At 38.9% G+C, this 19904-nt stretch carries 20 protein-coding genes and 1 pseudogene; 7 read left to right on the forward strand and 14 right to left on the reverse strand.

What is annotated here, in order from left to right; translation table 11 throughout:
* Positions 1-16: 16 nt before the first annotated feature.
* Positions 17-1318 carry a DEAD/DEAH box helicase gene (locus B1F84_RS16275; RefSeq protein WP_054201651.1) on the reverse strand — a complete coding sequence of 434 codons (1302 nt, stop codon included), beginning with the start codon at positions 1316-1318 and terminating at the stop codon, positions 17-19.
* A gap of 317 nt (positions 1319-1635) precedes the next feature.
* Between B1F84_RS16275 and B1F84_RS16280 the strand changes: the two genes are divergently transcribed.
* Together B1F84_RS16280 and B1F84_RS16285 are read left to right on the forward strand one after the other, a co-directional pair.
* The gene (locus tag B1F84_RS16280) at positions 1636-2103 is read left to right on the forward strand and encodes a DUF3015 family protein (protein WP_010388962.1); all 468 of its coding nucleotides are present in this window, start codon (positions 1636-1638) and stop codon (positions 2101-2103) included.
* A gap of 39 nt (positions 2104-2142) precedes the next feature.
* A complete protein-coding gene (locus B1F84_RS16285; protein ID WP_131692092.1) occupies positions 2143-3960 on the forward strand; it encodes a DUF4105 domain-containing protein in 1818 nt (605 codons plus the stop codon).
* 72 nt (positions 3961-4032) lie between these two features.
* Here the strand turns inward: B1F84_RS16285 and dapA are convergent, their stop codons facing one another.
* Positions 4033-4950 (reverse strand): 4-hydroxy-tetrahydrodipicolinate synthase, encoded by a 918-nt coding sequence (dapA, locus tag B1F84_RS16290; RefSeq protein ID WP_131692093.1) that lies wholly within the window; start codon positions 4948-4950, stop codon positions 4033-4035.
* A 172-nt stretch (positions 4951-5122) separates the two neighbouring features.
* On the opposite strand from dapA, the gene B1F84_RS16295 reads away from it, so the two are divergent.
* A complete protein-coding gene (locus tag B1F84_RS16295; protein WP_008115283.1) occupies positions 5123-5776 on the forward strand; it encodes a DUF6058 family natural product biosynthesis protein in 654 nt (217 codons plus the stop codon).
* 138 nt (positions 5777-5914) lie between these two features.
* Here the strand turns inward: B1F84_RS16295 and B1F84_RS16300 are convergent, their stop codons facing one another.
* From B1F84_RS16300 to dkgB, 4 genes and pseudogenes are all read right to left on the reverse strand, one after another.
* On the reverse strand, positions 5915-6169 hold the full coding sequence (locus tag B1F84_RS16300) for a hypothetical protein (protein WP_010388966.1): 255 nt from the start codon (positions 6167-6169) through the stop codon (positions 5915-5917).
* Positions 6170-6434: 265 nt separating this feature from the next.
* Positions 6435-7115: a DUF4145 domain-containing protein gene (locus B1F84_RS16305; protein WP_010388967.1), complete on the reverse strand. Its 681-nt coding sequence runs from the start codon at positions 7113-7115 to the stop codon at positions 6435-6437.
* Positions 7116-7492: 377 nt separating this feature from the next.
* Positions 7493-7780, reverse strand: coding sequence for a putative quinol monooxygenase (locus B1F84_RS16310; protein ID WP_010388969.1), 288 nt, complete (start codon positions 7778-7780; stop codon positions 7493-7495).
* Positions 7781-7846: 66 nt separating this feature from the next.
* Positions 7847-8661: pseudogene (gene dkgB, locus B1F84_RS16315) on the reverse strand (2,5-didehydrogluconate reductase DkgB).
* A gap of 320 nt (positions 8662-8981) precedes the next feature.
* On the opposite strand from dkgB, the gene B1F84_RS16320 reads away from it, so the two are divergent.
* A complete protein-coding gene (locus B1F84_RS16320) occupies positions 8982-10022 on the forward strand; it encodes a metal-dependent hydrolase (protein WP_131692094.1) in 1041 nt (346 codons plus the stop codon).
* Between the two features lie 79 nt (positions 10023-10101).
* Here the strand turns inward: B1F84_RS16320 and B1F84_RS16325 are convergent, their stop codons facing one another.
* From B1F84_RS16325 to B1F84_RS16335, 3 genes are all read right to left on the reverse strand, one after another.
* Positions 10102-11010 carry a sensor domain-containing diguanylate cyclase gene (locus tag B1F84_RS16325; protein ID WP_131692095.1) on the reverse strand — a complete coding sequence of 303 codons (909 nt, stop codon included), beginning with the start codon at positions 11008-11010 and terminating at the stop codon, positions 10102-10104.
* A 5-nt stretch (positions 11011-11015) separates the two neighbouring features.
* Complete coding sequence (locus B1F84_RS16330; RefSeq protein ID WP_131692096.1) at positions 11016-11822, reverse strand: alpha/beta hydrolase; 807 nt, start codon at positions 11820-11822, stop codon at positions 11016-11018.
* Between the two features lie 277 nt (positions 11823-12099).
* A complete protein-coding gene (locus B1F84_RS16335; RefSeq protein WP_131692097.1) occupies positions 12100-12369 on the reverse strand; it encodes a hypothetical protein in 270 nt (89 codons plus the stop codon).
* Positions 12370-12602: 233 nt separating this feature from the next.
* Here B1F84_RS16335 and B1F84_RS16340 point away from each other — a divergent pair, with 233 nt between their 5' ends.
* Both B1F84_RS16340 and ykgO read left to right on the forward strand, forming a co-directional pair.
* The gene (locus B1F84_RS16340) at positions 12603-12869 is read left to right on the forward strand and encodes a type B 50S ribosomal protein L31 (RefSeq protein WP_131692098.1); all 267 of its coding nucleotides are present in this window, start codon (positions 12603-12605) and stop codon (positions 12867-12869) included.
* Positions 12866-13000, forward strand: coding sequence for a type B 50S ribosomal protein L36 (gene ykgO, locus B1F84_RS16345; RefSeq protein ID WP_002958669.1), 135 nt, complete (start codon positions 12866-12868; stop codon positions 12998-13000). Before B1F84_RS16340 ends, ykgO begins: the two co-directional genes overlap by 4 nt.
* Positions 13001-13057: 57 nt before the next feature.
* Here the strand turns inward: ykgO and B1F84_RS16350 are convergent, their stop codons facing one another.
* Complete coding sequence (locus B1F84_RS16350) at positions 13058-13444, reverse strand: OsmC family protein (protein ID WP_008463841.1); 387 nt, start codon at positions 13442-13444, stop codon at positions 13058-13060.
* A 9-nt stretch (positions 13445-13453) separates the two neighbouring features.
* Positions 13454-13843, reverse strand: a complete 390-nt coding sequence (locus B1F84_RS16355; RefSeq protein ID WP_054201221.1) for a cytochrome b562 — start codon at positions 13841-13843, stop codon at positions 13454-13456.
* 134 nt (positions 13844-13977) lie between these two features.
* Here B1F84_RS16355 and B1F84_RS16360 point away from each other — a divergent pair, with 134 nt between their 5' ends.
* Positions 13978-15060 (forward strand): ABC transporter substrate-binding protein, encoded by a 1083-nt coding sequence (locus B1F84_RS16360; RefSeq protein WP_131692099.1) that lies wholly within the window; start codon positions 13978-13980, stop codon positions 15058-15060.
* Positions 15061-15136: 76 nt separating this feature from the next.
* Here the strand turns inward: B1F84_RS16360 and B1F84_RS16365 are convergent, their stop codons facing one another.
* From B1F84_RS16365 to B1F84_RS16375, 3 genes are read right to left on the reverse strand one after another with little or no spacing between them, the layout of a single operon-like run.
* Positions 15137-16915 carry an alpha-amylase family glycosyl hydrolase gene (locus tag B1F84_RS16365; RefSeq protein WP_131692100.1) on the reverse strand — a complete coding sequence of 593 codons (1779 nt, stop codon included), beginning with the start codon at positions 16913-16915 and terminating at the stop codon, positions 15137-15139.
* A gap of 25 nt (positions 16916-16940) precedes the next feature.
* Positions 16941-18161 carry a glycosyl transferase gene (locus tag B1F84_RS16370; protein WP_075170245.1) on the reverse strand — a complete coding sequence of 407 codons (1221 nt, stop codon included), beginning with the start codon at positions 18159-18161 and terminating at the stop codon, positions 16941-16943.
* Positions 18154-19893, reverse strand: coding sequence for an HAD-IIB family hydrolase (locus B1F84_RS16375; RefSeq protein WP_131692101.1), 1740 nt, complete (start codon positions 19891-19893; stop codon positions 18154-18156). Before B1F84_RS16375 ends, B1F84_RS16370 begins: the two co-directional genes overlap by 8 nt.
* Between the last annotated feature and the right edge of the window lie 11 nt (positions 19894-19904).

Below are 19904 nucleotides of genomic sequence, written 5' to 3' on the forward strand. Positions count from 1 at the left end.
TAATGGCTTAGCTGTCTTACTTTTTAAGTGACAGCTTTTCGCCTTTTAAGCTTTTACGTACATTAGAAATACGCGAACGGTTTTTCGCTCTCGCTTCACCGGTAGCTTGGCCTGATGGCTTATTAGCACGGGTACGGCGTAAATGCGCTGGCTTTTTACCAATTTTATCAATCAGTACTTCACGATTACTTACTTCGTAACCTTCTAAGTAAACACGTTTAATTTTTTGACCAATTAAGGTTTCAATTTCAAACAACATGTTTTCTTCTTCGCGGCTAACAAATGAAATTGCTTGTCCTTGGTTACCAGCACGGCCTGTACGGCCAATACGGTGAACATAATCTTCAGCAAGCCAAGGTAAATCAATATTAATAACGCGCGGTAAACCGTCAATATCGATACCACGGGCTGCCACTTCTGTTGCAACTAGCACGCGTACTTTGCCTTCTTTAAATTCACGCAACGCACGACGACGGTTACCTTGCGATTTATCGCCATGACATACTGCCGCTGGGATACCGTCAAGGTTAAGTTCAGTCACTAACTCATCTGCGGTTTCTTTCATGTTTACAAACACTAGCACTTGCTGCCAGTTTTTCTTACCAATCAGCTCAGAAAGCAACTCTTGCTTACGGCGCTCTTCTACTGGGTAAACCACGTGTTGTACTGTACTTGCAGTGCTGTTAGTTTGATCAACACGAACAATTTCAGGCTGCTTTAACACTTTAGAGGCAAACTGTTTAATTGCTGCTGGGAAAGTAGCTGAAAACAATAAAATTTGACGCTCATCTGCACAGCTTTTTATTACGCTTTGCATGTCATTAATAAAGCCCATATCAAGCATACGATCAGCTTCATCAAGGACTAAATGTTTTACTTGAGCAAGGCTTAAGTTACCTAAACGAATATGATCAAGTAAACGTCCAGGTGTTGCTACGACAACATCCACACCTTCTTTAAGTGCAATTTCTTGTCCTGCGGTATTAACACCACCAAATAAGCTCACTACTTTTAACTGAGTGTACTTAGCAAAGTCTTTAAAGTTATTCGCAATTTGCTCTGCAAGCTCACGCGTAGGCGCAAGGACTAAGGCGCTTGGCGCATTCGTAGTACTGCAATCTGACTCAAATAACTTTTGAATAATAGGGAGTGCAAAGGCAGCGGTTTTACCTGTACCGGTTTGTGCACTTGCTAAAACGTCTTTACCTTTACGAACAGCCGGAATAGCTGCGCGCTGAATGGGCGTAAGGGTGTGGTAATTAAGTTCGTCTAACGCCTGAATTAGTTCAGGGGCAAAACTAAAAGATTTAAAATTCATTGCTGTATAACCTGCGGCCACATTATCAAGGGTCGCAAATTATACAGCAAATTCACTTAAACAGTTAGTTTTAAACACCAGAAACCGCTAATTTATAAAATGCAGGATAATTAGCGATTATCAGCTGTTGTTTAAGTTAGCTAAATGGTATTAACTCGCAAGATTTATTCCCGTTAATTCGCGATTTTATTGCACTTTTATAAATTTTACACCGTTATTTTACATTGTGTTACATAACTATTTGCATTTAAATAACCAAAACAGGTAAACTTCTTCGCCCGTTTTGTGGGGTGTATATAAATTAAAGGAAATTAATAATGATAAAAAGATGTTTAACTGCTGCGGTATTAGTAAGCGCGTTCGTTTCAATGCCGTCACAAGCAAAAAGTGGCATCAACCCATGGCAACAATGTGGTATTGGTGCAATGGTTTTCCCAGACAATGGCGTTGCGGCAGCAATTTCTAATATTATTTGGGATTTAGGAACAACCGCTGTATCGTCTAACATTTCTTCAGTAGAGAGCTGTGAAGGCGCTAACGTAAAAACAGCGCAGTTTATTCAACAAACTTTTCCTGTATTAGAACAAGAAATAGCACAGGGTGAAGGCGAGTATATCTCTGCAATGCTTAACGTACGTGGTTGTGATGTAACTGCTCATCAGCAAATTATCACTTCGGTACGCAGCGATTACGCAAACGCACCAATAGACAATGCTCAAGCATTTTATGAATTAGTTGAAGGTAAAATTACCACTAACTTTTCATCTCAATGCGCTGCAATCTAATAATTAAAGGGCTTAACAGCCCTTTTTTTTGGTTAAACAATGAAACCTCTATTTTATTTAATTAGCTTTTTTTTATTCACCTCTTTCTCAAGTTCTGCCTCGCAATCTGTCGCTGTTTTAGCTAAGCATCCAATATGGTTGAAATTAGGGCATTACAAAAATCAACCAACTACTATTAGTTATATTACTAACGCATCCTTTTTTATTGCAGATAACGGACGTAATGATCCCGTTGCCGAGTTAAAAGCAACAATCCACGCTTTTGATAGCCAACCCTTAATGCAATGTCGCTACCCTGCCCGTTATCAATGGCTCAAAGAGCAAGGTTTAACCTTTTCAATGCCTAAAGCAGAGTGCCCAAAATTACAGCAATGGCGAGAGCAACAAGCCATTCACTCTGTTAGTTTAGTATTTGCCTCTGGTTATATGAGTAATCCAGCGTCGTTATATGGTCATTTATTACTTAAACTTAATCGCTCAACCGAATCAAAAAACAAATTATTAGATTACAGCATAAACTATGGCGCACATGTTCCTGACAATGAAAACGGCTTAGTTTATATTCTTAAAGGCTTATTTGGTGGTTATAAAGCTGGTTTTTCAGATCAACTATTTTACCGCCACCAGCATAATTACGGCGAAATAGAGTTAAGAGACTTATGGGAATATACCCTAAATCTAAACGAGCGCGATGTGGCTTTTATTGCTAATCATTTATGGGAAATTTTAGGCACTGAATTTGATTATTACTTTGCCGATGAAAACTGCGCGTTTCATCTCGCACAAATTATTGAGTTGATCATTGGCGATCAACTAACTAGCGAAAGCTCTCCTTGGGTAATACCTGCCACTATTTTTTCAAGGTTAAACTCGGCCACTTACCAAGAGCAACCAGCGGTTAAAAACATCACATTTACTCCCTCGCGCGACACTGTATTTTCAAAATATGTGCAATCTTTAAGTGAAAAAGAGCTCAGCTTTGCTAAACAAATCTTTGCCGAATCAGCAGTACTTAAAAACGAATCGTTTTTAGCTTTGCCAGTGCAGTCTCAAAAAGCCATTATTGGCGCTTTATTTGAACTTGTACAAGTGAAACAAATTCAAAAGCAAACTCCTGTAAAAATAAGTGAGTTAAAAAATGCGCTAATCAAAGCGCGCTTAAAGCTACCAATGGGCGAAAACAAAGTTAAATTTCAATTTACCCAGCAGCCACCACATAAAGGTCAAAAGCCCTCTAACAGCTCAATTTCTGCGATGCACACGGCTGAGCAAACACAGTACACTATGGGTTTTAGGCTGAGCTATTTTGATACCCTTGCCTCTGATATTGCTCGCATTCCATTTTCTAATTTAGAAATGTTAGATACCGAGCTGATGTTTACAAATGGCGAAACTTACATAAATAAAATTCATTTATTAGATTTGGAGTCATTCAATCCAAACCAATTTTCTTGGGCTAATGAATCTAAGTGGTCATGGAAAATCAATGTTGGATTCGACAGACAACCAGCACTGTGCAGAACCTGTAAACGAAGTTTTGTTATGGGGGGAGCCGGACAAGCTTGGCAATTTAGCAACAACACCTTAGCCTATAGCTTAGTTAATGGTTACTTGGGTGATTTAGCTAAAAATAGTCAATTTTATGATTCGTCGGTAGAGGTGGGTATTATTACTGGTACTGACTCAGGTATTAAACTCAGAGCATCCTATGAAAAGTCATTCTTAAATGCTAAAAACCCAGCGCAAACCAAACTAGAACTGGCAGTGCCTATTAACCAAGATATTGATATTAGATTAGCGGTAACACATGCCAACTCAGCTATGTGGCAGCTTAAACTCAACTACTATTGGCAGTGATATAAAAAAGCAGCCTCTGTGTTTACAGTAGGCTGCTTTGAAAATTTAGTAGTTAATAAATAGTCTAATAGTTTAAGATAAAATCAAAACCTTACTAATATCCACACACTGCGCTCGGCTACCGACAAAGTCTTGCTCATTAAGCTGATTAATTAGCGTTTCACCTTGTTGCTGTTGCTCATCGTTAAGCGGCACGTAAGGCATTCTAAACACAGGTTTTACCGCGCCGGTCATCATCATCGCGGTGTTAATCGCAATTGGGTTTGGCTCGCAAAACAGCCAGTTCATTAATGGTTGTAATGAGTTATTAAGCGCATCATTTTTACTATCCATTAATTGACGGAACAACCCTGGGATCAGGTTAGACGTAACAGAAATAACGCCATGTGCATTATGAGTATGGCGTGCATCGTGTGATTCGTCATCATTACCAGACCAACATGCAATACCTTGTTGTTCATAGTGCGCGATACGCTCATTACCACCACATTCTTTAACACCAATAAAGTGCTCATGCTGTGCCAGTGGTTCAATAATATCTGGAGTGAGGTCTTGGCCTGTGCGCCCTGCTACGTTGTAAATAAACGCCGGACCAATATCAAGCACGCGTTTAAAGTGCTCTTTAACACCGGCAATTGATGTGCGCCCGTAGTAAGGGTTAATTTGTAATGAAGCATGCATGCCGCTGGCAAAACCATATTTAGTTGCCTTAATTGCTTCGCGCGTATTATTACTGCCGGTGTTACCTACAATCAGTAATTTATCACCAAATTTATTGGCACTGTGCGCAATTAGCATTAAGTGCTCTTCCCAGTTCATTAACTGGCCTTCACCGGTGGTGCCACCAACAACTATACCGTCAACACCCGCTGCAATTTGTATTTCAACGAGTTCATCATACTTCGCAAGATCGATTTCACCATTGGCTAAGTAAGGTGTTTTAATTGCAGTAATAAGGCTTGCTTGTTTAATTTGTTCTAGGGTGCGCATAAAAAAATCATTGTTATTAATACTTGGCCTATTTGTACCATATTTACTGCGCTATTTGCAGTGATAGCCAGTATTTAATTATAAAATGGCTTGTGTTATTGAGTTTGATGATACAAAATAAATAACTGTATAAATAAACAGTATTTTATTTTTTACTATTAAGCGAGCCACTATGCGTTTATCTGACTATTTAAGCACTCACTTTTATCACACTGATGAGTTATGCCAAGCTCTCAACATAGACACTGAAACCCTTGAAAACTGGCAAGCACAGAGCATTTTCCCTAAACCCAGTTATTGTATTAAAAATCAAATGAGCTGCAGCTCTTATTCAGGGTTATATGAATGTGAAGAATACGACGATTATTACCCCCGTGGCTGTGTAAACTGGGGTCAAGGATTAGTTAAGCAAAAAATTGAGTCATCTAACCAGGCTTTTAATCTGTTTGCCCAGCACTATACCCAATGTTTGGCAAAGCTTGCACAGCAAGGCTTTATATTTAACGAAGAATTGTTTGGCTGTGAAATAGAAGAGCATTTACAGCAAGTGTGGCAACAATTTTTATGCAGTAAATATGGGGTGCTCACCCAAAACGGCTTAATTGATGAAATTGTGGCTGTGGATATTGGCAGATTATTAGTAGACGATATAACCGAACTGCGCAGCAAAGCCAGTTTAGATAAAGATGAGCGCACCCGTATTCACCCTGCCATGAAGCTTTTAAATAAAGCCCTTAGCCATGGCGCCGATCACGAAAAGCAACTCACATTACGTAGCCGCTATATTGATGCCCTTATTTTAAAATACGACTTATCGATTAAATAAAGGGTAGTGTTTGGCTGGGGGATTTAGCTATGTATGGATTGTTGGTTTTATTAAGCAATGCCAACACTGTGCTTTGCGGCTTATTTTTTAGTGCAACGAGACAAACAGTCCGACAACTAAGCCTTGTTAATTGCAGATTTACGATTTAGATATGATTTCATTAACCGCATGAGATACATCATCTTTTATTACTGACTCTTCAATAATTGGTATTACCCATGAGGCACCAAGCATTTCTAAAGAAGAGCGCCAATCTTTCCATAGTTTCCCTTCAATGGTATCAAGACTATCAAGTCCAAATCTTGAAGATGCCCCCCACTGAGCAATTGAAGGAAGCTTTGGATCAACACTTTGCGCACCTAAAATAAACGGACGCTCCATATGGTCTGACATGATTGCAAAATAATACTCTACTCTTTCGGTCTTGCTTAGAAATCTAGAGATAATCTTCATTTTCCACCATTCTGCTTCTGTCTTAAAATTAAAGATGGGAGTCCTGTTAATGTGTTAATTTCCTATCTGCACTGAACAAAATCTAGTTTGAAACATAGAAGGTACAAAATTAAAAATGGGTGTCTTGTTAATTTTGTTATAACGCTCACATAAAAGGCGGAGCGTCAGCGAAGCCCAGCCCGTAGGGCGATTTTTGATGCGTTTTTTATGTTCGTTGCATCGACTGCATATACTCTTGAGTCATTAGGCTGCTAACGACCCAGTGAATTACTAAGTTGATCAACAGTTTAAGATCACCAATATCTTTGTCTTTCCACTTGCGTTGATAGTGTGTTTCATCGTTGCCCAACCAAACTGCACGAGTGGCACATTCTTTGACATTTATGTCAGTGATATATTGATTAATGCATTGCATCAACATCATTTTCCTGATCTTTTCAGCATCATCAGTTTGTGATGATACACAGTAATCTTTTATCAGGAACTCAAGTGCTTTTCGATAGCCCATACCACAAACTTCACTCAACCCAGCTTGCTCTGCATTTGTTGATTGGTTGAATATTTCAACAAAACTTGGGGATATAGTGGCTATTCTTTCATCAAACTCAACTGTTTTAAAGAGATTAGGTGTCGAATGCGTATAAGTAAAATAGCCATCTCTTGCACCTTTACTTTTAGACTTTCTCTCAAAGTGAGCAAGAAACAGATGCCCACATTTAAGTGATGGACATTCGTATAGTCCCTCTAAATATCGACTCCAATTCGAATTCTCTGTATTAATTTCTTTAAATATCTCAGTTCTGTTTGGAGATACTAAATGATTGCAAACAGGACAACTGTTTGGCTCTTGATCTATTTGGATGCCATTTCTACCAATATTAATCATTTTTCCTCCGTAGAACATAACAATTTAGTCTACGACATCTATCGGTTTATAAACCGTCAAATGTCCATACATTCCTTTTGTATTTATATTAACCATCAAAGAATATTTGTAAACAACTAGTTATCTCCTAACCTGTTTATGATTATGCAAAATTATACCAAAAAGGGTGTAATCAGTAATATCAGGCAACCCTGTACTACCGATGCAAACAGCAGTGTCTTATTAAAGATAACTATTATGAAATCGCCTTTATAAACGGCTTTGGGTTTAAAAGAACAGCGGAGAAAGGATGATATTTGAAGGGGGTATTTGGAGATGATATTTCAAAAAAAGAGCTGTAAGTTACAGCTCCTGCTTTGCTATTAACTGAGTGTCATTTAACCAATAGTTTTATACACATCAATATTAATAGAGGTAATAAATTCACCTACTGCATCACCAAACGCTTTAAAGTGTGGTGCGTTTTTATGGGCTTCAAAATGCTCATTAGACGCCCATTGCTCACTCACTAAATAGCTAGTTTGCTCAGCATCGTTTTTAACTGATAGCTCGTAACGCAGGCAGCCTACTTCTTGGCGAGAGGACTGTTGTAAGTTTTCGAGCTCGGTTAAAAGGCGCTCTGCATCGCTATTTTCACTCGATAGTGTGGCAATTACCGTTAACATGGGTGTTCCTTGTTTAAAAAATAAAGGTGCAGCTTTACTGCACCTGTTTTAGCTTTAGCTCTTTGGTTATTGATCCCACTGCGGTGCAAAGTCTGGCGATGCTTGGCGGTCGTTACAGTCAAGCCATCTATACGCGCTATGTCTTCATCATCAAGTTTAACTTTGTCGTTAAAGTTATCTTCTAAGTTTTTACGCTTGGTCGATGATGGAATGGTGGTCATGCCATTGGCATTTTCCCATGCAATAACCACTTGCGCTGGCGTTGCATCGTGCTTGTTAGCAATATCAATAATGGTTTGATCTGTTAATACCTTACCTACAACAAACGGCATATAGGCGGTAACATGAATTTTATGTTGATCGCAAAAAGCGCGCAGTTTAGTGTTAGTTAAATAAGGATGAACCTCAATTTGGTTAGTGAATATTTCGCGAGGATCTAAGGTTTGCATTGCCTCATTTAAGTTGGCAATGGTGAAGTTAGATACACCAATATGTTTAGTTAAACCCAGCTTTTTAGTCAACAGCAGCTCGGTTAAGTATTCACTCATGGGTTCATTATTTGCGGGTGCTGGCCAGTGGATTAATAATAGGTCGACATAATCAAGCTGTAGCTTCTCTAAAGATGTTTTAACACTGTCAACAAAATCAGCTTTGTTGAGCTTGTTATTCCATACTTTGGTGGTTATAAATAATTCTTCACGAGGAATATTGCTGTCTTTAATTGCTTGGCCAACTTGCTCTTCATTGCCATATATTTGCGCGGTATCAATGTGGCGAAATCCAACTTCTAACGCCATTTTTACTGATTCATAGGCTGTTTTACCTTCTAAACGAAAAGTACCCATACCTAAATCTGGCATTTCAATTACACGTTGTGTCATAGCTTTATCCTTGTTTAATAATAGGTTTAAAATTCAAACGATGTGTTTACTAAATACACCTATTACTTTTTTGATTTAAAATTTTGACCTCATGTGAATACTGAGGTCATTAATTTTTATTTCAAGACTAACCTATATGAGTTCGGCTTTATTTATACTGAACTGCATAGTTTTTTATATGCAAGTAAAGCTAAATTTATAAATTAGGGTATTTATTACATCAATTTTAAAAGTAACTTAATGAAATAAAATATAACAATGACGGTTTTAAGATTAAGCTGAGTATAAACACTGCAGTTGCATTATTTGGATGAGGTAGTATGGATTCTTTAACACAAGTCGCATTAGGCAGTGCCGTAGGCTACGCGGTACTAGGCAATAAAGTAGGTAGAAAAGCCGTTGCGTGGGGCGCTATTTTAGGCACTTTACCCGATCTAGATGTATTTTTACCCTATGGCGGTAGTGTAGAGGCATTTACCTATCATCGCGGTTTTAGCCATTCTTTATTTGTGCATTTATTAATAAGCCCGCTGATTGTGTGGCTAATATTAAAAATACACACAGGCATGCAGGCTTATAAAGTTCGTTGGTTTTGGTTGGTTTTTTTGTGCTTATCAACACATGCTTTATTAGATTCACTCACCGTTTATGGTACTCAGCTAATGTGGCCCTTAAGTGAATACCCTTTTGCGGTATCCAGCATGTTTATTATTGACCCCCTTTACACCTTGCCGTTATTAATTGGCTTAGCTTTTACTTTATTACCTAAAATAAGCACAAGTAAAGCCTATAAAATCAATGCAATTACACTTAGCCTAAGCACAGCCTATTTATGCCTTGCCTTTGTGTTTAAACTCAATATTGACGACACAGTAAAAACAGCACTGAACAATCGCGATATTGACGCAACCGGCTATATTAGTACGCCTGCCCCGCTCACTACTTTGCTTTGGCGTGTAGTGGTTATGTCTGACGGGCACTACTACGAGGGTTATGCCTCCGTGTTTGACTCGCCCAGTGATGTGACCTTAAATGCCTACAATACAACACCGTCTTTAATTAAGCCTATTGACAACCAATGGGGCATTCAAAGGCTACAATGGTTTACAAAAGGGTTTTACTCTATCCGCCAGCAAACCGATAACGTGATTTTGTCAGATTTAAGAATGGGTATGGAATGCCAATATGTATTTAACTTTGTGGTGGGTGAGCAAGCTGAGTCAGGCATTAAGGTGGGTAGTTTTGAGCGACTCTCTCAGCGCCCTAGTTTTAGCAATGCCAGTAATATTTGGCAGCGAATTTGGCAACCCGACGTCTCGCTGGCATCTCCATTGGCTAAAAATAACTGCTCGCTGCCATAATTAAGGGTTAAGCGAGCGCAGTCTGTAGATAAAGAGCCAAACAACATTGTTGCTTAATCACTCGAATAGCAACAATGAATTAAGGATGCATGTAAGTAGTGTTTTTGCCGTTTGCCTTAGCCTGATAAACAGCGTTATCAGCATGCTTAAACAGTTCAGTAAACGTGCTGTTACTATCACTCATACATGCACCAATACTGACTGTTAGCCCTTCACTACCTACTTTAATTTCAGCAATTAGTTGGTGTAGTCTTTGGCAAAATATTAAGGTATCTGCGCTATGGGTGTCGGGTAACATAATTAAAAACTCTTCCCCACCATAACGCGCAACTAAATCTGTTTGTCTGCTTATTTTTTTAAGACATTCACCTAGCTCTTTTAGCACCCTGTCGCCCTGTAAATGCCCATAGGTATCGTTGATCTGTTTAAAATCATCAATATCAATCACTAATAGTGCAACTGAACGGTGTGTTCTTTTTGCTTGTTCGAGTAATAAAACACTGCGGTAATCCATTTCACGTCGGTTTAATAGCGATGTTAGCTCATCGGTAGACGCTAAAGATTGCAAGCGCTCGGTTTGTGCTTCTAACTTTTCCCGTGTTTTTATCAGCTCATCGTAGAGCTTATCTCGCTGCGTAGCATTAAAAAAGCTCCAGTATATATACCCTTTTTCATCAAGCTGTGCATTAACGGTAACTGCAATCCGCTCCCCTTGAGCACTGAGCATAATTAACTGCATTTCTTGGCATTTTTTTTCGTGTATTAAGGTAGGAAGCACATAACTTTGTAAAAATATTTTTGAAGATTTAGTTAGGATTTTGTCAATATACTTGCCAATAAGTTCATTGCAATGCCAGTGTAGTTCCTTTTTAAAATAAGCATTTACATAAACAATCACGCTATCCGCATTGGTCACCAATACGCCATTTAAAAAGTAATCAGCAGAGAAATCCGCAACCTTATTATTATCTAATTGATACAGTGGCATTACGGCTAACTCACAAAATCAATAATCGAACGGCCGACTGTTTCTGGATGAGTCATATGAATACAATGACCATGTGCGCTTATAACTTGGAGCGTCGCGTTAGGTATTTCATTTGCGACAAATTCGCCTACAGATGGCGCGGCTAAAGCATCGTGTTCACTTTGTAAAACTAATGATGGCTGTTTTATATGTTTAAGCGTAGCGCGATAATCAGATAAAAAAGTGGCTTCTGCAAAGGTTTTTGCAATCAGTGGATCGGTTGAACAAAAGCTTCCCGATAGTTCCGCTATAAATTCATCAGGGTGAGAGCTCCCCATAACCAAAGGTGCTAAGTAATTGGCCCAGCCAATGTAATTTTTATCCATCAGGTTAAGTAGTTCGTGCAAGTCTTGTTTTTCAAACCCGCCAAAATAATCAGGGGGTAAATTTAAAAAGCACGGTGAAGGACAAATCATAACTAGCTGAGCAAATAACTCTGGCTGCTCAATGGCGGCAAGTGCCCCAATTGTTGCGCTAACAGAGTGACCTATAAAAGTCACATCGCTAAGATCAAGTGCGTCACATATCTCAAGTACATCTTTGGCATACCCATCAAGGGTTGAATAACGCTTTTTGTTGTATTGAGAAATATCAGACTTACCAGAGCCTACATAATCAAACAGCACTAAAGTAAAATGTTGCTCAAGCACTGGAGTAACAAACCGCCACATATTTTGGTCACAACCAAATCCGTGAGCCAAAACCAAGGTTTTATCACCCTTGCCAATTATTTTGACGTTGTTTCTTTTGCGTATTTCATTTAAGTGCGGCATTAGAATGATCCTTTTCTTTGTTCACCTAATAATAGTAGTATATTTATTAAACATAGTGAGGACTACTGTTTATATAAATAAGTTTAACTCATTGCAAAGCTTTATACATCAATTAGTTAGATGAAAAATCATCAAGAGAAAAAGTACATACTATTGTATTAAAAAGTGTGATTATTTATTTTGCTTAGGGATAAAAACACACACTTTTGTTAACATTAAATTACATCCTTAGCAGCCGGCATCAGCTTAGATAAAATGGCTATTACAACCAAACGGATTAGTTCTGGTGCTCGTACTGCCCACGATAAACTTCAAATACTTTTAATACGGTGTGTTGTTCTTTTGAAAGTGAGTCAAACCAATCATCAAATAATTCATCATCTTCTTGTTCGCTTAATGCTAAATAATGAGCAAGTAATTCAATGATATCGTTATGAGAACATGCGAGTGGGTCAACTTGTTTTGCCAATACACTATGATCGCGCTCTCTGAGAGTGTCCATGACTCCTTGGTCGATTTGGTCTTGTTGTGCCTGAGCGTCACTCATAAAACTACCTCTATTAACGTTATTAAATTTTTATTATTTTTGTTCGCTGAGTCTAGTTATAGCAGCCTAAATACTAATAGCCAGTACTTTTGATCTAAGTGCTTATTTTTTGACTTGTTTGTGCAAATACGCAGCAATTATGCTGCGTTTAAGGCTATTTAAAATGATTTGCAAAGGGAAAATAAATACGTTAAATTAAATGATATACTATCACATAGCATTAAAGGCATTTTATGAAGCCCAATATTCACCCTGATTACCATGTGGTTGCTTTTCATGATACTGCAGCTGATTCTTACTTTATTATTGGTTCAACCATTAAAACCAATCGCACCATAGAAATTGAGGGTAAAACATACCCTTATGTTCCTATTGATGTCTCAAGTGACTCACATCCATTTTATACCGGCAAACAAAAAACGCTCGCTACTGATGGCCGCGTTGCGCAATTTAATCGTCGCTTTAAAAACCTCTCTACAGCTAATAAGGAAAGCAAATGAAAGTATTAAGTTCATTAAAAAGTGCAAAACAACGACCTGGTTGTCAAATTGTAAAGCGCAAAGGGCGAGTGTTCGTGATATGTAAAAACAACCCTAGATTTAAAGCCGTGCAGGGTATGAAGAAAAAATAGTGGGATAAATAATAATGCCGAGTTTATACCCGGCATTATTAAGGTCTGTTTAACTGTTTATTTAACTACAACAGAAAACTCAGGCACTGCTTGAATTACTTTTTTAACAGTACATGTATTTACCGCAGCAATCAGTGCTTTTTTATATTTAGCAGGGAAACCTTCTGGCAAGCCAATTTCGATTGAAAAAAGCTTCTTACCGTTTTCATCTACATTTTCGTTATTTTGTGTCAGTGTCATCCCTTCAGTCGAGATCTCTCTTTGCTGACAAAATTTACGCGCATAAAAACCAGCACACAACACCATGCTTACTAAAAAATAGTCAAACGGTTCTGGATGCTCAGCATCACCACCGGCGTTTATGCTTTGATCGCTTATAACTTCATGCTCACCAAACTTAGCACTTAATTTTTGACCGTCTAACATTGAAACCGAAATTTCCATTACTAATCCTTATTTTCCAAACAATAATTCAAAAAAGCCTGGAGGCTCGTGTAATTCGTGATATTTTTTGCGCAAATTATCAATCGCCTTAAGTGGTTTTTTTGCCGACTCAAGCCCCTGCTCGTTCGCTACTTTTTTGGCTAACTGGGCTTGAATCAGCACCTTATCTAACCCTTGCACCGACTTTTCAGCTTCTTTATAAAACTTGGCTTGCTTACTTTGCTCTATCAATTTAATAAATTCATCGATAGCGCCATTAAATTCTGCTAACTGGGTTGCTTCAACACTTTGTTTATAAGCAAGCCCAATGTTTTTCATGGTCTTTTCTAAGTCGCTCATTTCATTAGCGGCAACTGTTTGGCTAAATATTAATACCATTAACAACAAAACTGCTTTCATTAATACATCCTAAAAAATAATTGCTGCATACATGCTAAACTTAGTGGGGTATTATATAGCATAACGCCTAGATGTCACCAAGGAGCACTTTAGCAAGGATAAAATTGAGCTTTAAAAAGTTTATAGAGAAATGTATGTCCTTTTTTAAATTATACCGCCTACTAACGATTACCTGCCTACTATTAGTTAGTTATAATGCTCATGCTCTAGAGATCAGATTTATTAATCCGGGTTTTTCCGACTCTGTTGATTCAAAAAATAACAACACCGGAAATTTTTGGTTTGATGTTTCTAAAATCATGCAAAGTGCAGCCACTGATTTAGATGTGACATTAACAATAAAATACGCCAACCGAAATCATATTTTAATGAAAGAGCTGATCCAGCAGGCTATAAATGACAAACCCGATTACCTGATCCTCGTAAACGAAAAAAATGTTACCAGTAAATACCTCTCTATAATAGACAGTAAACATGTCCCTATTTACTTTTTATTAAATCGCCCCTCGCCTGCGTCAGTTGATAAGTTACGCAAAAATGGCACTAATATAGTCGGTAGTATTACCCCAAATAATCGCGTTGCAGGCAAATTATTAATGCAAGAGCTTTATAATACGTTTTCTAAAAAAACAACAACACAAGCACATACCCTAGCGTTATTAGGCGATTATGCAACGCCTGCTTCTATTATGCGTACCCAAGGGTTAATGGACTTTTTAACGCAAACACCGCAAGTTACGTTAATCGCTAAAGAGGTTGCCAATTGGTCTGAGCAAGAAGGGTTTAGAAAAACCTTAGCGTATATGCAGCAAGCCCCAGAAATTAACATTATATGGTGTGCGAATGACGCCATTGCGTTTGGCGCAAAAAGGGCATTAAAGCAACTAAACAAGCAATCGCAAGTTATTGTGGGTGGTATTAACTGGGAGGCTCCACCTAATAATGGTTCAGAGCTTGATGTATCTATTGGAGGCCATGTGTTGTTAGGCGCTTATGCCCTAGTTAATTTGTTCGACAACCATACTCAACCAAAACATAGCCCTTTGCTTCATCGTACAGCTGATATTTTTGATCCGCTTAACGCTGCGAACATCCCGTTATACAACGCGATAAATAAAGCAGGACTAGCTGAAATAGACTTTATGCAATTTAGTAAAACACACGCTGACTGGCATGAATTTACTATAGAGAATTTACTGTTAGCGCTTGAGAAGTAGCACTGTAAAGCCCCTTTACAGTACTATTCCCTTATTTAAAACTCTGAACGCATTTTGCCTACCATAATAAATGTCCCTATGCCTTATTGGATAACCAAAGCGTTTGATAGGGTGCTAACAGCATGGTTTGTTGGGATTCATCAAGTGTTGTTTTAGAAATTAGCTCAACCCATTGCTGGGTATTTATTAAGTTTAAGTCGGCTAAGGTTAAGCTTTGTGGCTGACTGCTAATATTATAAACACAAAAAATACTTTGTTGGCGGTCTATACTTTGTCGCCAAAAACCAAATAACCCCTCTCCTAAGTGCAAAGTAAATTGTGTGGCATTAGGATGGAATGCAGCTTGCCTTTTACGCACTGCTAATAATTGTTTTATTCCCTTGAACACCTGGTGATGATGGCTGTATTTTTCTTCAATTGCCGCTAATAATTTTGACTCTTGCCAGCGATGACGATTAATTGCACGATTGTGCTGCGAATTTTCAAAGCGCTCATAGTCATTAGTGGTGCCAAGTAAACTGTGTATATATAGCCCTGGAATTCCTTCCATTGCAAACATAATGGCATGAGCACACAAAAAACGCTCAAGGCCATATTTATCTGCGCCGTTATGCGTCCCTTGTAAGGCATCAAACAAGGCAATATTTAGCTCATAGGGGGTATGTGTACCATCGTGACTGGTGCGCATTGAAACACGACCCCCAAATTGCATGGTCGTACTTACTAACGAAGCAACTTCACTCGGTTGTAATAACCCTTCAATTGGTCTCAAACCAATGCCATCATGAGAGGCAATAAAATTAAAATATGCGGTACCGTTTTGCGCTGGCGGCATGCTCATCATCCAGTGCTTAAGCGCGGTACTATCGCCGCTAAGTAAGGTATGCAATAACAACGGCGGCAAGGCAAAGTTGTAAATTGCATGGGCTTCGTTGGCATTACCAAAGTACGATAGGTTTTCTTGATTAGGAATATTGGTCTCAGTAATAATCACCACACTGGGCTCGGCATGCTCAATCAGCGTTCGCAGTAAACGTACCACTTCATGGGTTTGCGGTAAGTTTATACAACTGGTATTGAGTTGTTTCCATAAAAATGCCACGGAATCAAGGCGAAACAAGCGAATACCGTTATCTAAATAATGGCGAATAATGCCAACAAACTCTTTTAATACCTCAGGGTTTTCAAAATTAAAATCCACCTGATCATGACTAAATGTACACCATACATGCTTATCACCGCTTGCTGTGGCTACCGTATGTAATAATGGCGAGGTTCGTGGGCGCACGACTTGGCTTAAATCGTCAGTTAAACTAGCTGTTTTAAAATAGTCTTTCCCTGGGTGTGTATCGGTTAAAAAGTTTTCAAACCAAAGACTTCGGCTAGAACAATGATTAATCACTAAATCAGCCATTAACTTTACATCGTTGGCAATGGCGTTAATGTCTTGCCAATCGCCCAGCGCTTCATTAACTTGCGCATAGTTCATTACCGCAAATCCTTCATCTGAGCTATACGGATAAAAAGGTAAAATGTGCAGCGCATTAAGCTGATGATCGCACTGCTCTTTTATAAAGCGGTGCAAGGTTTTTAACGGCGCCTCTAAGGCAGTTCCAACTGCTAACTCACTGTCTTCATGATTTATAATAGAATCGCCATAGGCAATTAAAACAATATCTTGTTCATCCCAGCGGTTCGTGTGCGGCGTAGGATCTCGAAGTGGGTTATTCCCCAATATCAAGGTGATTAATTCCTCAGCCAATTCGATTACTGCTATCGGTAACTCAACCCCTTGATAAATAGTATGTAAATGTTGTTCGACTCGTTGAAAAAACTGTTCCCTAACTATGTCCACAGGCGCCTCGTTTAAGTATACCAATTTAACTGTATTGTTCGTTATCAAGCTCAACGGCTTCTTTTAATCGATCTAGTACATCGGGCATCGCCGAAGCTACACGGTTCCAACTCGGCACAAATGGCGCTTCCATTGGGTTTTCTAAAAAGTGTTGGCCAGCATTCATAATATTTTGTGCAAACATTTCTACCGCTTTTTCTTCTTGGTGAATATCAAGTGTTAAGCCGTTCATTAACGCATCATTATGATAGGTTTCAATAAAGTCTAAACCAATGCGGTAATAAGTCGCTTTTAATGAACGTATGGTTTCGCTGGTAAAAGTAACCCCCTGAGTCGCTAACTTTCTAAATAGTGCTTTGGTTATATCAATCGACATTTTAGAAAGGCCAGCTGTTTGGTCGTCCAACGATAATTCTTGGTGTTTATGATCGTAGTTATCGGCAATATCAACTTGGCACAAGCGGTTATGAGAATAATTACGATACATCTCGCTTAATACGCCAATTTCTAATCCCCAGTCACTAGGAATACGAATATCGTTTAATACATCGCGTCTAAATGAAAATTCACCGGCTAATGGGTAACGAAACGAGTCCATATACTCAAGGTAATCACGGCTGCCTAAAATGGTTTTAAACGAGCGTAATAACGGAGTAACCAGTAAACGCGATACTCGACCATTTATTTTTCCATTGGCAGTACGCGGGTAAAAGCCTTTACAAAACTCATAGTTAAATCGAGGATGTGCAACTGGATAAATTAATCGCGCTAATAAGCCTCGGTCATAAGTTAAAATATCGCAATCATGTAGTGCTATTGACTCAACCTCCGCGGTAGCGAGTTTATAGCCCATGCAATACCACACATTACGGCCTTTACCGAGCTCGCGTGGCGCCACACCTAAAGCTTGAAGCTCTTTATCGAGCGCCTGCAAACGTGGGCCATCGTTCCACAACACTTTATGGTTTTGATCAAGCGATTTAAAAAAGTTCAATGCATAGCGATACTGGCTTTCGTCGGCTCTGTCTAAGCCTATGGTTATTTGCGATAAATACGGTACTTGTTGCAGCTCTTTAACTATGTTTTGTAAAGCAGGGCCTTCTAACTCACTAAATAATGAAGGCAATATAAGCCCCATTGGTCGCTGTTTACTAAAGCTAAGTAACTCTTTTTCTAAATCGTCTACGGGTCTATTGGCAATGTTATGTAGTGTTGTAATAATGCCATTTTGATAAAAATCAGCCATGCAAACTATACTCCTCAGAACTGGGTAAAATACTGTTAATACAAGGTAGTGCTGTAATTTCTTCAACCCAGCCTAGCGGTGCCGGCAATTGAGAATAGCGCGCTTTGTTATAGGTTAATTTAACTGGCTTTTTACTCTCTGGATTGGTAATGATGATGGCGATATCAGCCTCTTCTAGCATTTGCTTATCGTTATCGCTATCCCCGAGCGCAATAATGCTCAGCGCTTTAGAAAACTGCGCATTAAACTGCTGCACTAACCATTGCTGAGCCATGCTTTTATCGGTATTCTTTCCAATGTGAATAAAGCGCCCGCCTACTTTAACCTCGTAGCCATATACTGATATCGCATTGATAAATTCATTAAGTTGCTGCTCATCGCCATGCCAGTAGAGCGGATCTGAGTATTGACGGGTTTGTGCTTGCGTTGCTTGTAGCTGGTTTAATCCTGTCATTTTCATTACCTGCTCACTCGTAAGCTCACTAAACAAACTATATTGGTCGCCGTAGTCTTTTTTTAAGCGTTTTAAATCAGTCCATAAATTGCTAATGGGTGCAGCAAACGAGTAACACCAGTAGCCTTGGTATTCGCTGCAGCCAATTGGCCTGAGATTAAAATAATTTTTAGGAATATAAACAGCCGAGCCATTTTCAACAATGAAAGGCTGTGTAATATTAAGCGCTTGTTGCAGTGCCACTACTTCACTAAATGTTTTGCTGGTATTAAATACCACAGGTACACCGCTGTATTGCAGCTCTTGTAATAAGGTATCTACCGCATCGGTGTTGTAATCTCTGTGATTGAGTAATGTGCCATCTAAATCGGTAAAAATGATAGGTTGTACAATACTATCGCTTGTAAGCACCATCGCAGTTACATCTCGATTACTATCGAGCTCTATAAGTGCATTTGCTTTAGCACTAAGGGTGTTGAGGTTTTCACGCGTGATGCGTTCAAAATGAGAAATAAACCACAATAACTGCTCATCGGTCATAGTGCCTGCGCCCTGCCCTTGTTTGGCAATTAACTTGTGTTCTTGCTCTTGGCGCCACGCAAACACATCATCAAAACTCGGGGCTTTGAGCATAATTGTGTAATCGATTTTATCAAAAACGGTTTTATATTCATTGGCTAAACAGCTGTTAATACAGCGACGCCATAACCCTTGTTGATCGTATGATTTTTCTAGCTCGTTAATAGGCTCAACTAGCGTAAAAGGCTGCTGTGGTTCACTGGCTACACACCACCCTTCTAAAATAACAACATCGACCGGCTGACTATTGGTTAACCATTTGTTTTTTGCTACGGGTTCATCTTGTTGCTTATCAAAACGCGGCAGCGGTACATTTAGTTCTGCATTTAATAAACGGCTAATGGTGTTATCCATCAGCGCAACATCATGTGTACCCGGTACACCTCTAGTGGCGAATAAACAATGCACATCTTGGGCTAACTGTTGGCGTTTTTGAATTGATAAATAAAAGTCATCAATAGAGAGCGCAACACAGTTTAGGTGGGTATTTTGGCTAAACCAAGTTACTAAATAATCACCAAGTGTGGTTTTTCCTGAGCCTTGGCAGCCATTAATCGCGACAAATATAGGGGCTGTTTTTTTACTGGTTAGAATGTCCTGCGCAATAGCAGAAAAATACTGCTCGCTAATATACTGATATTTCAACGGCAGTTGGTGTTTTACTAAAAAAGCATTTATATCCACACTCTTGGTCTCCATATAACAATCCC

The organism is Pseudoalteromonas sp. DL-6 (assembly GCF_004328665.1).
Lineage (GTDB): Bacteria > Pseudomonadota > Gammaproteobacteria > Enterobacterales > Alteromonadaceae > Pseudoalteromonas.

Bases quoted from the DNA above. Each gene is read 5' to 3' on its own strand.
- B1F84_RS16305 (WP_010388967.1), bottom strand. From the start codon at position 7,115: ATGATTAATATTGGTAGAAATGGCATCCAAATAGATCAAGAGCCAAAC.
- dapA (WP_131692093.1), bottom strand. From the start codon at position 4,950: ATGCGCACCCTAGAACAAATTAAACAAGCAAGCCTTATTACTGCAATT.
- B1F84_RS16320 (WP_131692094.1), top strand. From the start codon at position 8,982: ATGGATTCTTTAACACAAGTCGCATTAGGCAGTGCCGTAGGCTACGCG.
- B1F84_RS16350 (WP_008463841.1), bottom strand. From the start codon at position 13,444: ATGGAAATTTCGGTTTCAATGTTAGACGGTCAAAAATTAAGTGCTAAG.
- B1F84_RS16275 (WP_054201651.1), bottom strand. From the start codon at position 1,318: ATGAATTTTAAATCTTTTAGTTTTGCCCCTGAACTAATTCAGGCGTTA.
- B1F84_RS16280 (WP_010388962.1), top strand. From the start codon at position 1,636: ATGATAAAAAGATGTTTAACTGCTGCGGTATTAGTAAGCGCGTTCGTT.
- B1F84_RS16360 (WP_131692099.1), top strand. From the start codon at position 13,978: ATGTCCTTTTTTAAATTATACCGCCTACTAACGATTACCTGCCTACTA.
- B1F84_RS16375 (WP_131692101.1), bottom strand. From the start codon at position 19,893: ATGGAGACCAAGAGTGTGGATATAAATGCTTTTTTAGTAAAACACCAA.
- B1F84_RS16355 (WP_054201221.1), bottom strand. From the start codon at position 13,843: ATGAAAGCAGTTTTGTTGTTAATGGTATTAATATTTAGCCAAACAGTT.
- B1F84_RS16285 (WP_131692092.1), top strand. From the start codon at position 2,143: ATGAAACCTCTATTTTATTTAATTAGCTTTTTTTTATTCACCTCTTTC.
- B1F84_RS16310 (WP_010388969.1), bottom strand. From the start codon at position 7,780: ATGTTAACGGTAATTGCCACACTATCGAGTGAAAATAGCGATGCAGAG.
- B1F84_RS16370 (WP_075170245.1), bottom strand. From the start codon at position 18,161: ATGGCTGATTTTTATCAAAATGGCATTATTACAACACTACATAACATT.
- B1F84_RS16335 (WP_131692097.1), bottom strand. From the start codon at position 12,369: ATGAGTGACGCTCAGGCACAACAAGACCAAATCGACCAAGGAGTCATG.
- ykgO (WP_002958669.1), top strand. From the start codon at position 12,866: ATGAAAGTATTAAGTTCATTAAAAAGTGCAAAACAACGACCTGGTTGT.
- B1F84_RS16295 (WP_008115283.1), top strand. From the start codon at position 5,123: ATGCGTTTATCTGACTATTTAAGCACTCACTTTTATCACACTGATGAG.
- B1F84_RS16340 (WP_131692098.1), top strand. From the start codon at position 12,603: ATGAAGCCCAATATTCACCCTGATTACCATGTGGTTGCTTTTCATGAT.
- B1F84_RS16325 (WP_131692095.1), bottom strand. From the start codon at position 11,010: ATGCCACTGTATCAATTAGATAATAATAAGGTTGCGGATTTCTCTGCT.
- B1F84_RS16300 (WP_010388966.1), bottom strand. From the start codon at position 6,169: ATGTCAGACCATATGGAGCGTCCGTTTATTTTAGGTGCGCAAAGTGTT.
- B1F84_RS16330 (WP_131692096.1), bottom strand. From the start codon at position 11,822: ATGCCGCACTTAAATGAAATACGCAAAAGAAACAACGTCAAAATAATT.